Origin of the sequence: Nocardioides sp. NPDC059952 (genome assembly GCF_042730435.1) — a bacterium.
Lineage (GTDB): Bacteria > Actinomycetota > Actinomycetes > Propionibacteriales > Nocardioidaceae > Nocardioides.
In genome coordinates this window covers 1-14,880 of sequence record NZ_JBHWLY010000108.1, presented here as the reverse complement: position 1 = coordinate 14,880, position 14,880 = coordinate 1, and the positions used below count along the sequence as shown (strand labels likewise).

16 protein-coding genes are annotated in these 14,880 nt (G+C 69.5%); 4 read left to right on the top strand and 12 right to left on the bottom strand.

Going from position 1 to position 14,880, the window contains the following annotated elements:
• Positions 1-61: 61 nt before the first annotated feature.
• Positions 62-1,120 (bottom strand): recombinase RecA, encoded by a 1,059-nt coding sequence (gene recA / locus ACFV9G_RS28390; RefSeq protein ID WP_378732548.1) that lies wholly within the window; start codon positions 1,118-1,120, stop codon positions 62-64.
• A 248-nt stretch (positions 1,121-1,368) separates the two neighbouring features.
• The gene (locus ACFV9G_RS28385) at positions 1,369-2,073 is read right to left on the bottom strand and encodes a DUF4396 domain-containing protein (protein WP_378732546.1); all 705 of its coding nucleotides are present in this window, start codon (positions 2,071-2,073) and stop codon (positions 1,369-1,371) included.
• Between the two features lie 131 nt (positions 2,074-2,204).
• On the opposite strand from ACFV9G_RS28385, the gene ACFV9G_RS28380 reads away from it, so the two are divergent.
• Together ACFV9G_RS28380 and ACFV9G_RS28375 are read left to right on the top strand one after the other, a co-directional pair.
• Positions 2,205-2,648 carry a hypothetical protein gene (locus ACFV9G_RS28380; protein ID WP_378732544.1) on the top strand — a complete coding sequence of 148 codons (444 nt, stop codon included), beginning with the start codon at positions 2,205-2,207 and terminating at the stop codon, positions 2,646-2,648.
• A gap of 51 nt (positions 2,649-2,699) precedes the next feature.
• Positions 2,700-3,341 (top strand): DUF305 domain-containing protein, encoded by a 642-nt coding sequence (locus ACFV9G_RS28375; protein WP_378732542.1) that lies wholly within the window; start codon positions 2,700-2,702, stop codon positions 3,339-3,341.
• An 88-nt stretch (positions 3,342-3,429) separates the two neighbouring features.
• On the opposite strand, the gene ACFV9G_RS28370 is transcribed toward ACFV9G_RS28375, so the two are convergent.
• The 7 genes from ACFV9G_RS28370 to ACFV9G_RS28340 form a co-directional block, all read right to left on the bottom strand.
• A complete protein-coding gene (locus tag ACFV9G_RS28370; RefSeq protein ID WP_378732540.1) occupies positions 3,430-4,686 on the bottom strand; it encodes an MFS transporter in 1,257 nt (418 codons plus the stop codon).
• The gene (locus tag ACFV9G_RS28365; protein ID WP_378732538.1) at positions 4,683-4,877 is read right to left on the bottom strand and encodes a DUF3046 domain-containing protein; all 195 of its coding nucleotides are present in this window, start codon (positions 4,875-4,877) and stop codon (positions 4,683-4,685) included. The genes ACFV9G_RS28370 and ACFV9G_RS28365 overlap by 4 nt, the downstream gene beginning before the upstream one ends.
• A gap of 15 nt (positions 4,878-4,892) precedes the next feature.
• Positions 4,893-6,041 carry a methyltransferase domain-containing protein gene (locus ACFV9G_RS28360; RefSeq protein WP_378732536.1) on the bottom strand — a complete coding sequence of 383 codons (1,149 nt, stop codon included), beginning with the start codon at positions 6,039-6,041 and terminating at the stop codon, positions 4,893-4,895.
• A gap of 71 nt (positions 6,042-6,112) precedes the next feature.
• Positions 6,113-6,925 (bottom strand): ABC transporter permease, encoded by an 813-nt coding sequence (locus ACFV9G_RS28355; protein ID WP_378732534.1) that lies wholly within the window; start codon positions 6,923-6,925, stop codon positions 6,113-6,115.
• A gap of 1 nt (position 6,926) precedes the next feature.
• Positions 6,927-7,757 (bottom strand): ABC transporter permease, encoded by an 831-nt coding sequence (locus tag ACFV9G_RS28350; protein WP_378732532.1) that lies wholly within the window; start codon positions 7,755-7,757, stop codon positions 6,927-6,929.
• Entirely contained in the window at positions 7,757-8,671 is a 915-nt protein-coding gene (locus ACFV9G_RS28345; protein ID WP_378732550.1) for an ABC transporter ATP-binding protein, read from the bottom strand. Before ACFV9G_RS28345 ends, ACFV9G_RS28350 begins: the two co-directional genes overlap by 1 nt.
• 46 nt (positions 8,672-8,717) lie before the next feature.
• Positions 8,718-9,074, bottom strand: a complete 357-nt coding sequence (locus tag ACFV9G_RS28340; RefSeq protein WP_378732531.1) for a hypothetical protein — start codon at positions 9,072-9,074, stop codon at positions 8,718-8,720.
• 138 nt (positions 9,075-9,212) lie between these two features.
• On the opposite strand from ACFV9G_RS28340, the gene ACFV9G_RS28335 reads away from it, so the two are divergent.
• Both ACFV9G_RS28335 and ACFV9G_RS28330 read left to right on the top strand, forming a co-directional pair.
• Entirely contained in the window at positions 9,213-11,276 is a 2,064-nt protein-coding gene (locus tag ACFV9G_RS28335) for a HelD family protein (RefSeq protein WP_378732529.1), read from the top strand.
• Positions 11,273-11,863, top strand: a complete 591-nt coding sequence (locus ACFV9G_RS28330; RefSeq protein ID WP_378732527.1) for a GNAT family N-acetyltransferase — start codon at positions 11,273-11,275, stop codon at positions 11,861-11,863. Before ACFV9G_RS28335 ends, ACFV9G_RS28330 begins: the two co-directional genes overlap by 4 nt.
• Here ACFV9G_RS28330 and ACFV9G_RS28325 read toward each other — a convergent pair.
• The 3 genes from ACFV9G_RS28325 to ACFV9G_RS28315 form a co-directional block, all read right to left on the bottom strand.
• Positions 11,853-12,548, bottom strand: coding sequence for an aspartate/glutamate racemase family protein (locus ACFV9G_RS28325; protein ID WP_378732525.1), 696 nt, complete (start codon positions 12,546-12,548; stop codon positions 11,853-11,855). The genes ACFV9G_RS28330 and ACFV9G_RS28325 overlap by 11 nt on opposite strands.
• A 37-nt stretch (positions 12,549-12,585) precedes the next feature.
• Positions 12,586-13,317 carry a hypothetical protein gene (locus ACFV9G_RS28320; protein WP_378732523.1) on the bottom strand — a complete coding sequence of 244 codons (732 nt, stop codon included), beginning with the start codon at positions 13,315-13,317 and terminating at the stop codon, positions 12,586-12,588.
• 83 nt (positions 13,318-13,400) lie between these two features.
• Positions 13,401-14,675, bottom strand: coding sequence for a DUF222 domain-containing protein (locus ACFV9G_RS28315; RefSeq protein WP_378732521.1), 1,275 nt, complete (start codon positions 14,673-14,675; stop codon positions 13,401-13,403).
• Positions 14,676-14,880 lie beyond the last annotated feature (205 nt).

The window sequence follows — 14,880 nt, the reverse complement described above, 5'->3', positions numbered from 1 at the left end:
GACCCAGGGATCCTGGGTGGACGAGCGGTCACGCTTCGACGAAGCCACGAGTCAGACGGACCTAGAAGTCCTCGACGCCGACGGGCTCGGCCGCGGGCGCCTCGCCGTCAGCCGGAGCGTCGACCGTCGGCACGACACCGAGCTTCTCCAGGATCCGCTTCTCCAGCTCGTTGGCCAGGTCGGGGTTGTCCTTGAGGAAGTTGCGCGAGTTCTCCTTGCCCTGGCCGAGCTGGTCACCCTCGTAGGTGTACCAAGCACCGGCCTTGCGGACCAGGCCAGCCTCGACACCGACGTCGATCAGGCCGCCCTCGCGGGAGATGCCCTTCCCGTACATGATGTCGAACTCCGCCTGCTTGAACGGCGGGGCCACCTTGTTCTTCACGACCTTGACGCGGGTGCGGTTGCCGACCATGTCGGTGCCGTCCTTGAGCGTCTCGATCCGGCGCACGTCGAGTCGCACCGAGGAGTAGAACTTCAGCGCGCGACCACCGGTCGTGGTCTCGGGCGAGCCGAACATCACGCCGATCTTCTCGCGCAGCTGGTTGATGAAGATCGCGGTCGTGCCGGAGTTGTTGAGCGCACCGGTCATCTTCCGCAGCGCCTGGCTCATCAGTCGAGCCTGCAGACCGACGTGGCTGTCGCCCATCTCGCCCTCGATCTCGGCCCGCGGCACCAGCGCCGCGACGGAGTCGATGACGATCAGGTCGAGCGCACCCGAGCGGATCAGCATGTCGGCGATCTCCAGGGCCTGCTCACCCGAGTCGGGCTGGGAGACCAGCAGAGCGTCGGTGTCGACGCCGAGGTTCTTCGCGTATTCCGGGTCGAGCGCGTGCTCGGCGTCGATGAAGGCCACGATGCCGCCGGCGCGCTGAGCGCTGGCGACCGAGTGGAGCGCCACCGTCGTCTTACCCGAGGACTCCGGACCGTAGATCTCCACGACCCGCCCGCGGGGCAGACCGCCCAGACCCAGCGCCACGTCGAGCGCGATCGAGCCGGTCGGGATCACCTCCAGCGGAGCCCGGGTCTCATCGCCCAGCCGCATGACCGAGCCCTTGCCGAACTGCCTCTCGATGTTGGCGAGAGCGGCGTCCAATGCCTTCTCGCGATCACCTGCCGCCATGTTCTTTCCTTCCTGAGGGGCAGACTTCTTCCCCTTGCCTGCCGCTTGTCCACGTGTCTTCGTCGTCATCAAGGCAGACGCTAGACGGGACCACCGACAGTTTTGAACGGGACCCTCTGGCACGGTGTTTCACGACCCGGTTTTTGCCTGGGCGATAGCACGAACCACGCTCCACCTACTACCACACACTAGCCCGAACAAGCGTTCGATGTGAACACCTGTTCGGGCGTGTCGAGGTCATCGGAGCCTCAGTGGCCCTGCATCTCGACCTCCTCGGCGGGAGCCGAGCCGCCACCCATCTCGTCGGCGACGGCGACCGAGAGACCACCGAGCATGAAAGCGATGATCACCGCCGCCAGAGCACCGCTGGAGAAGGACGGAATGAAGCGGCGTACGCCCTCCTGAACAGGCTCCGCACCGTGATATTCGTGCGTCAGGGCGTGCCCCTTGCCCCGCTGGAGCAGGTAGCGGTTGACCGGGAAGGCGGCAACGAAGGCGACGGCGAGAGCGATCATCATCCCGATCCAGAACACGACGTTGACGAGCCCGGCCTCCATGGCGCCGGGGATGAGCGCCATGACCAGGTTGTCGACCAGCTCCATCGTGGCGATCGAGAGGGTGTCGGCGGCCAGCACGACGCTGAGCGCCGCACCGACGGCCAGGCCCGACTTGAGCAGCGGCAGCGTCGAGAGGGCGTAGCCGAAGACGAACGCGAGCGTGACGGCCAGGGCGATCGTCCATCCAGTGCTGAGCCCGATCGCGGTGCCGATCATCAGTCCGGCGATCTCGCCGATCGCGCACCCGGTGAGGCAGTGCAGCGTGGCGCTGGCCGCCATCGCGTTCACCCCGGATCCGCCTCCGTGCGCGGAGTGGTCGCCGTGACCCCCGTGCATCGCGTGCTGATGTCCGGCGTGGTCGTGCCCGGCGTGCAGGTGCTCGTCATGCGACGTCATGTCGCTCCCTTGCTCGATCGTTCGGTGTTCCTACGCCTCAATTCATACCCCATGGGGGTATGCCCTCGCAAGGGCTATCCCCTCGGGAGCCGGCTTTGTCCAACCGCGGACGACTCCCTAAGGTGTGCGGTGTGTTGACGGCAGTGCGAGGACGGCAGCGGGCGACCCGGGTGGTTGCGCGCGCCGGTCTGCTGGCGGCGGTCGTGGTCACGGTCGCCGGCCTGCTGGCCATGCACGCGCTGAGCCTGCACGGCACCGGCTCGGACGGCGAGCACGGCACCTTGAGCCTGCCCGCCGCACACGTGGAGCACACCCACGCTCTCGACCACGCGGCCGCCGGTGCCGCCGACCACACCGGTAACGAGGGCGGGGTCGGACATACCGCGATGATGCTGTGCGCGGCGTTCCTGCTCGCTGCCGGCGCGCTGCTCCTCAGCGGGCTGTGGCGGCGTACTCCTGCCTGGTGGTTCGCCCACACCCACCTCCGGTCCCGGACCGCCGGGTCCACACCCTTCCTCGCGCATCCCGCGACCGGCCCGCCACCGGAGTGGGCCTTCTCCGTCATCAGGTGCTGAGCGGTCCCTCCGAGGACCCCGAAAACAGCACTTGACAAGGAGAAACAACAGATGCGTACGCAACGACCCCTCATCCGCACGACCTGGGCGGCAGCCGGCTTGGCCATGCTGCTGACGCTGTCCGCCTGTGGCGGCAGCGAGGAGGCCACCCAGCCTCAGCAGCTCTCGGAGACCGAGCACAACAAGGCCGACGTGGCCTTCGCCACCGAGATGATCCAGCACCACGCCCAGGCGATCTCGATGGTCGACCTGACCATGGACCGCAAGCTCGACCCGGAGGTCGAGAAGCTGGCCGAGGCGATCCGCGCCGCTCAGGGCCCCGAGATCGAGACCATGTCCAGCTGGCTCCGCGAGTGGGGCGAGGAGGTGCCCGCCACGATGCGCGACCACGTCAACGGCGGCCACGAGGGCCATGGCGACGACGACAGCAGCATGTCCGACTCCATGGAGGGCATGGCCGACGACATGCCCGGGATGATGTCGGCCGACGACATGGATGCCCTGGAGAACGCCTCCGACGCCGAGTTCGGCGACATGTGGCTCGAGATGATGGTCGAGCACCACGAGGGTGCGGTCGAGATGTCCGAGACCGAGCAGGCCGAGGGCCGGTTCAAGCCCGCCGTCGACCTGGCCGGGACGATCATCGAGTCGCAGTCGACCGAGATCGACACGATGGAGAAGCTCCTCGGCTGACCGTCGACATACGACGGGACGTTCTTGTCGGCTACCAGACGGTAGACCGACCAGAACGTCCCGTCGTACCTCAGCCGAGGAGAACTCCTCAGGCCGCCCGACGAGCCACGTACGCAGCCCCGAACAGCACCCCGACCAGCAGGATCGTGCCGAGCGCGAGTGCCGGATATCCGGCCAGGTCGACGACGACGCCCGACACCGCCCCGGCGGCGGCAGCGGCGACGCCCATGATCAGGTCGGCGGTGCCCTGGACGTCGGCGCGCACCTCGAGAGGGGTGTTGTCGGCGACCGAGGTGGCCGCCGCGATCGTGGCCAGCGACCAGCCGAGACCGAGCAGGAAGAGCCCGACGAAGATCCGCGCCGAACTGCCCTGCGGTGCCGCGGCGCACAGGACCAGGGACACCAGGAGCACCCCGCCGCCCAGCGCCATCACGTCGGCCCGGCCGACGCGGTCGGCCAGCCAGCCGGCGATGGGCGCGAAGGCGAACATGCCCAGGACGTGCCCGCTGATCACCAGTCCGATGATCTCCAGGCCGGCGCCGCCATGCTCCATGTGGAGCGGGGTCATCACCATCACCGCCACCATCGTGGCGTGTGCCGCGGCCTGCCCGACGACCGCCGCCGCGAGCGCGGGCCGCTCCCGGATGACGGCGATCGCGCGGCGCCAGCTGGTGGTCTCGACAGGCTCGACCACCGGTGAGGGCTCCGTGGCCGGCGCGCCCTCCCGGGCGACCAGCAGCGGGTCGGGTCGCAGGAAGACCCCGACCACCAGCGCGGCGGCCAGCATCCCCATCGACCCGATCGCGAACGGCCCGGTGAGGGCCGGGATCCCGACGGCGTCAGAGAAGATCTCGGCGACGCCGGTCAGGTTGGGGCCGATCACCGCGCCGAACGTGGTCGCCCAGACCACGACCGACAGCGCCCGCGCACGGCTCCTGGCAGGTGCCAGGTCAGTGGCGGCGTAGCGCGCGCCGTTGTTCGCCGCGGTGGTCGCGCCCAGCAGCACCGCTCCGACCAGCAACAAGGTCATCGAGCCGACCACGCCGGCCAGCACCGCCAGCAGCCCACCGGCCGCCCCGAGCAGGTAGCCCGCCAGCAGCCCGAACCGGCGCCCGCGCGCGTCCATCACCCGCCCCAGGACGTAGGCAGCGACGGCGGCGCCGAGCACCTGCGTCGTCTGGGAGAGGCCGGCCATCGACTCCGAGCCGGACAGGTCGCGCGCCAACAGGGAGGCGGTCGCGATGCCGATCGTGATGCCCATCGCGCCGACCGCCTGGGTGGCGACCAGGGTGAGGATGGTGCGCTTCTGGACCGCGGCCACCGTGGCCGGAGCGACCAGCGTCACCGCTCACGCGCCGGCAGCTCCAGGGCCTTCCAGACCGCGGCCCAGACCTCCTTGGGCGGGACGCCGTCGTCGAGGGCCTCCTGGGCGGTGCGCCCGCTCAGGTCGCCCATGACGAACTGGCGTGCCCACGCTCGCGCGTAGCCCGCGCCGAGCGCATCGTCCATCCGGGACCAGAACTCCGTGTGTCTCATCGCCCCGAATGCTACTCAGGCTCGGTCGGGCCGGCGGGCGAGGACGTCGAGCCAGACGTCGCCGAGGCGTCCGTCGGCGTGCCCGACCTCGAGCACCTCCCAGCCGGCCTCGGCCAGCGCCTCCCGGAGCGCGGCCTCGCGCCAGTAGACGAAGAGCCGGGGAGCCTCGATGTGACCGCGCTCGGTCCACTCCTCGCCGTCGCCCTCCTTCATCGACACGTGCAGCACACCGCCGGGACGGGTCACCTCGGCGAGCCGGGCGAGCACCGTCCCGAGGTCGTCGCGGGCCACGTGCAGCAGCGTCGCCGAGGCCCAGACCGCGGCATAGGGGACGTCGGGGTGGACCGGGTCGCGCAGGTCGTCGACCAGCGGGTCCAGGCAGGCAGCGGCGTACCCCTGCTTGCGCAGGTGCGCCACGAACCCCTCGCTGATGTCGGTGCGCCGCACCCGCACTCCCCCGGCTTCGAGGGCCTTCGCGTCGTGGCCCGGCCCGGTGCCGATCTCGAGCACGTGGTCGCCGTCCTCGAGCACGGCCAGGAACCTGTCCAGGACCGAGCGGTTCTCCTCGGAGAACGAGCTGCCCTGGACGTACGTCGCGACGCCCGCGTCGTAGGCGGCGACGGTCGCCCGCTTGGCGGCCGAGCGTACGTCCCACAGGTGGTGGACGACGTCGTGGAGGTGGTAGCGGCCCAGCGACTCGACGCTGAACACGTCGCCGTTGGACCGGGTCCCGCGACGGCCCCACGCGTCCGGCGGGACCTTCTCGTAGATCGTGGCGATCTCGTCGGCGGCGTCCATCAGCTGCTCGGCGACGACGACCGGGTCCTGGCCGGCGTAGTCCTCCTCGCGGGCGGTCACGTCCTGGTCCCAGTTGGCGAACCGCGGCTCGTCCTCGGTCAGCATCTGCTGCAGCCGTTCGGCGAAGATGCGGTGGACGTCGCGTACGTGTGCCCCGTACTCCAGCGCCGACCACACCCCCGGCCGGGGGCGCTCGCGCGCGTTGTCGGCGGCGAGGTAGATCTCCCAGTAGGTCGCGTTGTCGCGCACGATCTCGGGCAGCTGGTCCGCGGTCACCGCACCGGCGACGAATCCACACTCCGGGCAGGGCCGGTCGAGGACCCAGGTCCAGTCCTTGGTGTCGGGCGTGATCGCGTCATAGGTCATGCCTCCATCTTGACGGCCAACCCGGGCGGCCACGAGCGAGATCCTGCCTGTGAGACGCGAGTTGCCGCCGCTCAGGTGAGCAGGAGCGCGTCGAGCCTGCGCCGCACGATCACGAGACCGACCGCCCCGAAGGCCAGCAGGTAGACCACCGAGACCAGCGAGCCCCACGACGGGACCCCGAGCGTCAGCTCTCGGCACAGCACGACGCCGCGGTAGAGGGGCGTGACCTCCACGACCCAGCGCAGCCACTCCGGATAGGCCGTCACGGGGAAGAACGTGGCGCTGAACAGGAACATCGGCATCATCGCGAGGGTGACCTTCTCGAAGTCCTGCCAGGAGGTCATGTAGGTCGTCAGTGCCATGCCGACAGCCCCGAAGGCCGACCCGATGAGCAGCGCCGCCGGGACGACCAGAAGCGCCCACCAGGAGTGGACCAGGTCCATCGCGACCATGATCAGCAGGAACGCGGTGACGTAGATCCCGCTGCGCAGCTGATTCCAGAGGATCTCGCCGACCGCGATGTCGACCGTACGCAGCGGGGTGGCCAGCATCTGGTCGTAGAGCTTGTTGTACTTCAGCTTGAAGAAGAAGTTGAACGTCGCATCGAGCAGCGACCCGTTCATCGCCGAGGCCGCGATCATCCCGGGGGCGACGAACTCGCGATAGTCGACCGGCCTCCCGGCGTACTCGAAGCCGACCACCATCGCGCCCACGCCGATGCCGATCGAGAACAGGTAGAAGACCGGTTCCAGGAAGCCGGTGATGAACACCAGCCAGGCGCGCCGGTAGACCAGGATGTTGCGCCACAGCAGCAGCCGAGCGGCCTCGCCGCCCCGAAGCGGCCGGGCGACGGTGGCGCCCATGGCGGCGGTGAAGAGCGCCATCTCAGGAGACCAGCCTCTCGCCCAGCCTGCGCACCGCGAGCCACCAGCACACGCCCGCGAGCAGCCCGAGATAGCCGACATGGACCGCGGCCAGCGCCCAGTCGATCTCGCCCAGCGCGAGCATCCGGGTCAGGTTGACCCCCTGCCACAGCGGCGAGGCCATCGCGACCTTCTCCAGCACCGGCCCGAGGTTGGCGACGGGGAAGAACGTGCCGGAGAACAGCGTCAGCGGGATCATCCCCAGCCGGAAGATCAGCGCGAAGGACTCCTCGCCCTTGATCGAGAGCGAGAACAGCAGCACCGGCGTCCCGAAGGCCAGCACGACCAGCCCCTGCACCAACCACGCCGTCAGCACGCCCCACCACGTCTCGAAGACCCCGAAAGGCGCCAGGACCAGCAGAAAGACCCCGCAGGCGAACAACGTACGCAGCATCAGGAAGCCCAGCTGGGCCAGCACGATGTGGGACGCGGTGAGCGGCGAGGCGATCATCGAGAAGTAGATCCGCTGCCACTTGACCATCCCGTAGACCGGATAGGTCATCTCGGAGAAGGCGATCGTCATCGCGTGCGCAGCGACCATGCCCGGCGCGACGAAGGCCAGATAGGACTCGGCACCCTCGAGAGTGGCCGGATCGGCCTCCACGAACTCCCCGAGCAGCACGCCCAGCGCCAGCACGTAGAAGAAGGGCGTCACGAAGGTCGTGATCACCCCGCCCTTCCAGGTGCGTGCCAGGACGGTGAGCCAGTAGTCCCCCATCCGCAGCGCGCCGGAGACCAACCCGGCGGGAGCCGTCGGTGGGGTCGCCGCTGCCGAGTCGGCGTAGTCGGTCATCAGTCCACCAGGGTCCGGCCGGTCAGGTGCAGGAAGACGTCCTCGAGCGAGGAGCGCCGAACGAGGGTGGCCACCGGCGACAGGTCGCGGCTGTGGACGGCCTCGATGACCGCCTCGCCGTCGTCGCTGTAGAGCAGCAGCCGGTCGGGCAGCACCTCGACCCGCTCGGCGAGGTCCTCGACCTTGGCCGCCAGCGCCTCGTGCTCACCGACGCCGAACCGCAGCTCGGCGACCTCGCGCGTGGAGTGCTGCTGGATGAGTCCCAGCGGCGTCCCGTGGGCGACGATCCGGCCCTGGTCCATGACCACGAGCTCGTCGCACAGCTGCTCGGCCTCGTCCATGTAGTGGGTGGTCAGCAGCAGGGTCACGCCCGCCTGCTTGAGCCGGAAGAGCCGGTCCCAGATGACGTGGCGGGCCTGGGGGTCCAGGCCGGTGGTCGGCTCGTCGAGCACCAGGATCTCGGGTCGGTTGATCAGGCTCCGGGCGATCGTCAGCCGTCGCTTCATGCCGCCGGAGAGGTCGTCGACCTTGGACCTGGCCTTGTCGGTGAGCTGGACGAAGTCGAGCAGTTCCTCGATCCGGCCCTTCACCTCGGCCCTCGGCAGCCCGAAGTAGCGCCCGTAGACGAAGAGGTTGTCGTAGACGTTGAGCTCGACGTCGAGGGTGTCCTCCTGCGGGCACACCCCGAGCCGCGCCTTGATCTTCGGCCCGTCCTTGGCCGGATCCATCCCGAAGACCCGCAGCTCTCCCCCGCTGGGCGGCGAGACACAGCAGATCATCCGCATCGTCGAGGACTTGCCGGCGCCGTTGGGTCCCAGGAATCCGAAGGCCGCCCCGGGGCGCACGGACACGTCGATGCCGCGTACCGCCTCGAAGTCGCCGAAGGACTTGCGCAGCCCGCGCGCCGAGATCATCAGGTCCTCACCCACGTCGGCAAAGCCTAGATCAAGGTGTACTGCATCAACCCTGCTGCCTCTGGCGCCGGTTGTAGTCGCGCATCCGCTGCGGTACGCCGACCACCGCGGCGTCGTAGGACGGGACCTGGTGCTTGTTGGCGAACTTGTGCGCCCACTGCGCCGAGGGCACGCGCCGCCGGGTCCACTCGCCGTCGTGCGCGACCAGCAGCAGGGTCACCTCGCTGACGACGGTGCGCGGCTCGACGAACCCCTCGACCCCACGTCGGGTCTTCACGAACTGCTCGAGATGCTGTTGGCCGGCGGAGTCCGCGGCGCGCACACGTGTGGATCCGGTGTAGCTCTCGCCCGTCGGACGGCTCATGCGCGTCCCGCGGCGTCGGAAGCGATCGAACAGGCTCACGCTCCAATTGTGCCTCCTGATGCCCAACGCCGTCAGCGATAACCAGTTGGGCGCCCACTCCGTGGTCGCCTATGTTGGAGCCTTTGACCCCGCGCCCCCATCGAAACCTGCCGCTGACGGAGAAGCGATGAAACAGCCATGCCCGTAGACGACCTCGGCGCGGAGCGCGCCCATCTGGCCGCCTCCCGGAACGATCTGGCCCGGATGCGGAAGAAGGTGGAGTCGCTGGACTCCTCCACGGCCGGCAACTGGGTCAGTGCCGAGATCCTCGACGCCACGCTCACGCGCCGGCTGGAGCAGCTCGCCGACGACCCGGACGTACCGCTCTTCTTCGGCCGGATCGACCGGACCACTGCCGTGGGAGGCGAGTCCTTCCACATCGGGCGGCGCCACATCTCCGACAGCGCGGGCGACCCGATGGTGGTCGACTGGCGGGCTCCGGTCAGCGTCCCCTTCTACCGGGCGTCGCGGACCGAGCCGATGGGGCTCGCGCGGAGGCGGCGCTACGGGTTCTCCCACGGGGACCTGACGGCGTTCGAGGACGAGTCGCTGACCGAAGTGGGGGCTGGCCAGGAGCATTCGGCGATCCTGGAGACCGAGATCGAGCGGCCGCGCGTGGGGCCGATGCGCGACATCGTCGCCACCATCCAGCCCGAGCAGGACGTCCTGGTCCGCGCCGACCTGTCGCAGACGATCGTCGTGCAGGGTGCGCCGGGCACGGGGAAGACGGCCGTGGGACTGCACCGGGCCGCGTACCTCCTCTACGCGCACCGCGACCAGCTGACCCGGCGAGGCGTCCTGATCGTCGGTCCGAACGCCTCCTTCCTGCGCTACATCCGCGACGTGCTCCCCGCGCTCGGCGAGATCCAGGCCAAGCAGGCGACGATCGACCAGCTGGTTGCCGAGAACGGGCAGAGCCACGGCGGCGTCCGCGCGCAGGAGCCGGCCGCGGTGGCGACGCTGAAGGGCGACGTACGCATGGCCGAGCTGCTCAGCCGGGCGGTCTGGTCCCACGTCGGATCGCCGGAGGAGGCCCTGGTCGTGCCGCGCGGCTCGCGGCGCTGGCGGGTGCCGACCTCAGAGGCACAGGAGGCGCTGGAAGGGCTGCGCGCCAACGATCTGAGGTACGCCGCGGCGCGGGCCCTGCTCCCGCGCGCTCTGGCCCACCGCGTGCTGGTCCAGATGGAACGCTCGGGCGACTCCCCCGACGACCGGGTGCACGACGCGGTGGCGCGGGCCAAGCCGGTCAAGGACTACGCCGCCGCGCTCTGGCCAGACCTGAAGCCCGCGAAGGTGCTGTTCCGGCTGTTCACCGACGCGGCCTGGTTGGCGGAGGTCGCCGACGGGCTCCTCTCGGAGACGGAGCAGGAGAGCCTGCTCTGGGAGAAGCCGCCGCGCTCGGCCGGCACGGCCCGCTGGACGCTGGCCGACGTGGTGCTCCTCGACGAGATCGCCGACCTGCTCGAACGCACGCCGTCGGTGGCCCACATCGTCGCCGACGAGGCCCAGGACCTCTCCGCGATGATGCTGCGCGCGCTCGGCCGCCGTTCGACCACGGGGTCGCTGACGATCCTCGGCGACCTCGCCCAGGCGACCACGCCGTGGGCCTCCGCGTCGTGGGCGGATGCCCTGGCGCACCTCGGCAAGCCCGACGGCCATGTCGAGCAGCTCACCCGTGGGTTCCGGGTGCCGGCGGACGTGATCGCCTACGCGACCCGCCTGCTCCCCCACATCGCCCCCGACCTGGAGCCGCCGGTCGCAGTGCGCCGCACGCGCGGTGACCTGACCTTCACCAGCTCATCGGTCGTGGAGGCGCTCGGGGCCGCCCTGGAGCGCCCCGGGTCGGTGGGGCTGATCGTGCCCGACGCCTCGCTGGCGGCGGTGCGTGCCGAGCTGACCGAGGCCGGGCTCCCCTTCGCCGAGATCGGGGTGAGGGCCGATGAGGAGACCGAGTTCGACGCGCATCTCGATCTCGTACCCGCCTCGCTGGCGAAGGGGCTCGAGTTCGACCACGTCGTCGTCTCCGACCCGGTCGGGATCGTCGACGGCGAGCCCGACCGCGACACCGGCCTCCGCCGTCTCTACGTCTGCCTCACCCGCGCGGTCACCTCCCTGGTCGTACGCCACTCCGGCCTCCCCGGCGGCCTCCCCGAAGAACTCGGTGGCATCCCGGACCGGGTTGGTGCGAGGGTGGGCGCATGATCGACACCCGACCTGATCCGCTGGTGAAGGCCGAGTGGCCGCTGCACACCGAACGCCTGGTGATCCGCCGGATGGTGCCCGCCGACATCGAGCCGACCTGGGCCTTCCGAGGGCTTCCCGAGGTGGCCGAATGGGTGACGACCGCGTTCGCGGACCTCGAGGCCTACCGCAAGGTCTTCGAGCGTCCCGACGTGATCGGCCCCGCCCTCGTGATCGAGCGTGACGGCATCATCGTCGGCGACCTCATGCTGCGGATCACCGACCCGTGGTCGCAGACCGAGGTGCGTGAGCGGGCCAACGGCACCCAGGCCGAGCTCGGCTGGACGATCGATCCAGCCCACCAGGGCAAGGGCTACGCCACCGAGGCCGTGCGCGCCGTGCTGGACGCCTGCTTCGGCCCGCTGGGGCTGCGCCGCATCGTCGCGGAGTGCTTCGCCGACAACGAGGCCTCCTGGCGGCTCATGGAGCGGCTCGGGATGCGGCGCGAGTCGCACACCGTCAAGGACTCCCTGCACCGCACCCGCGGCTGGCTCGACGGCCTCTCCTACGCGATCCTCGCCGAGGAGTGGGCCACAGTCAGTCGCTGAGGGCCGCTTCGATCGCGGCCTCGCAGTGCAGCCTGGTCGTCGGGAACAGCGGCACACCTGCGTACGTCTCGATCGGCAGCAGCAGCTCGATCTCGGTGCAGCCCAGGACGACTCCCTCGCAGCCGCCGGCGACGAGACGATCGATGACCTCGACGTACGCCTGCCGGGAGCTGTCCAGGAACGTCCCCAGGCACAGCTCCTCGTAGATGATCCGGTGGACGGTCTCCTGGTCCGGCTCGGTGGGGACGATGACCTCCAGGCCGTGGCCACGCAGCCGGTCGGCGTAGAACGGCTGCGACATCGTGAAGCCGGTCCCGAGGAGCCCCACCCGTCCGACTCCTGACGCGTTGACCGCGGCCGCCGTCGTGTCACCGAGATGCAGGAACCGTTCCCCGTACGTCTCCTCCAACGCCCCGGCCACCTTGTGCATCGTGTTGGTGGCCAGCACGATCACCTCCGCCCCGGCGTCGCTGAGCGTCGCCGCCTCCTCGGCGAGGCGCGCCCCGGCCCGCTCCCACTCGCCGGCGACCTGCATCTCCTCGATGTCGGCGAAGTCCACCGACCGTACGAGCAGATCCGCCGAGTGCAGCCCGCCGAGCCGCTTCGCGGTGATCTCGTTGAGCAGGCGGTAGTACTCCGCCGTCGACTCCCAGCTCATCCCGCCCAGCACGCCGATCCGTCGCATGCCTTCAGTGTCCCTGGGCAGCCAACCGGTCGGGGTGTCACCCGTCCGCCCGAGCCCGAGCGGCCTCCCAGCCACAGCTCAGCGGCTCCTCGTGGGGGCTTGAGGAGAGGCGTACGACGTCGACCGTGCCATCGACCTTCCACCCGAGCAGGCAATCGGTCGCCATCCGTCCCGTCCAGTAGCCGGTGATCCCACCGGAGGCGACATAGATCCTCGTGCCCTCCTCACGCATCTCGAGCCCGGGGAGGTCGGTGAGGGCACGTACGCTCGCGGCCGCGTCGTTCGCGCGTAAGGCCGCCTCGAGGCGGGCCTCCGCATCGTCCGGGAGCCCGACGGTCCCTGCGGGAGTCGTGTCGATCTCCGGTGTCCTCGGACAGTCGACCTCCTCGGCGGTGCCCCACTCGCGCGACTGCGACCACTCGAAGCAACGGGTGGCGGAGTAGGTGTTCGAGGAATCGGGCCAGATCCGGGTCGCACACTCCCAATTCGTACGGCACTCGTGGTGCGCCGTGATCGCCAGCACGATCCGGCGGCCATCCGCGGGCCTGTCGGTCGCCACCAGGATCTCCACCTCTCCACGCCGCGCCCCTTCGCGCGCCTGGTCGTAGGCGGTCTTGCCGGGATAGGTCTCCATCGCGTTGAAGATCGCCACCGCGCGCGCATGGGTCCGCGCCTCGGCCGGAGACCCCTGAGCCCACACCCAGAGCGCTCCGACACCTGCGACGAGAGTCAGCACCACGACGGCGATCACGGCCCACAAAGTCCTCACATCACCCAGTCTCGACGGCATGGTCAGACCTGGCGTGAGCGCCGATACTCATTTTCGGCACAGACTGTTACAGCGTCGCGCGTCTAGGGGCGGCGGGTGAAGCGGATGGTGCCGTCCGGCAACCGTTCATGGACGTACGCCGGGGCGTGCGCCAGACGATGGTGATGTGGACAGAGCAGGGCCCCGTCCTTCAGGTCGGTCTTCCCTCCCGCAGCCCACGGATCTAGGTGGTGGGCGTCGCACCATTCCGGTGGCATGTCACAGCCCTCGGCTTGGCAGCACTTCTGCTGGAGCCGGAGTGCCTTGCGTTGGATGGGCTGGAAGAACCTGCTGGCCCGGCCGGCATCGAGGACCTCACCATCACCGCCCAACACCCAGGGGATGATGGTCGCGTTGCACGCCATCCGCCGGGCCTCGGCGGCGGTGATCGTGGCCCCGTTGGTCTCGTCATAGCCCAGGGTGGCGGTGCCGAGGTCCTTGCGGAGCTCGTTGAGGGAGATGACCACGTTGATCGTGGTCGCGTCGCCGCCGTGGCGGGGCAGGGCGGCGGGGTCGATGGTCTCCAGGAGGCGGGAGAAGCCTTGGCCCATCAACCGCTCCCACGGCGGCAACGGGCTGCCTTTGGCAACCAGTTGCTGTTTGCGGGGTTGGGCGTAGGCCTCGACCAGCCGCTTGAACCGCATCCCGATCGAGGTCGGGAGCACGCCGTCGAACCCGATAGTGCCGTCGTGGTTGTCCCAGACCCGCAGCGCGGTCTTCTGCTGGGCGCGTTCCTCCTCGGCGAGCAGCGCCTTGGCTTCGGCGTCTTCGAACCGGGCTGGGTCGACCTCGGTCAGAATCTTCCGGCCGACGATGCGGAGCTCGTTCGCCGTCAATTGGGTCGCGTAGTCGACCAGGAGCTTTTCGGCCAGGGCCAGGTCTTCGGCATTCGCGACAGGGTCGGCATGGACCTTGTCCAACGCCCGGGTGATGACGCGGGCCTTGTCTAGGGACACCACGCCTTCGGCCAGCCAGGCTGCGACGAGGTCGTACTTGGCCACCCCGGTGGCGAGCTTGATCTGGGAGCGGGCTACACCCTTGTCGAGGAGGAGCTCGGCGCGCATCCAGGCGGAGGCGTCCTTGTCGCCGGTCTCCTCGGCGATGTCACCGGACGTAGCGAGGACCCGCAGCTTCAGTGCGGCCTGTTGGGTCTGGAGTTTCTCCAACCGTTCCAGCAGGTCCTTCTTCTGGCTGGTGCGCCAGTAGGCCGGGTCGCTCGCGAGGAGGTCGTGGAGGGCGGTTTCGATGGCCTCGAGGGCGGCGTCGATCGCGTCGCCGGGGTTGGTGCCCCAGGGGTCGATGTCGCGCCCGAGACTCATCGCCAGCCCTTCCTTCACGAGGTGTTGTGATGCGTCTGACTCTACGCCTCAACGACCTTCGTGACCATCTATTTTCCCAGTTCAAACCCTGTTTTCGCGTTGAGCGAACGTCCTCGCTTCTGTGGATGGTAAGTGGCCCGAAGGGCCACCCCTCCACCCCCACAAGCCCCACTGATCCCAGCAAGAATCCGCTGCGCCACACCCG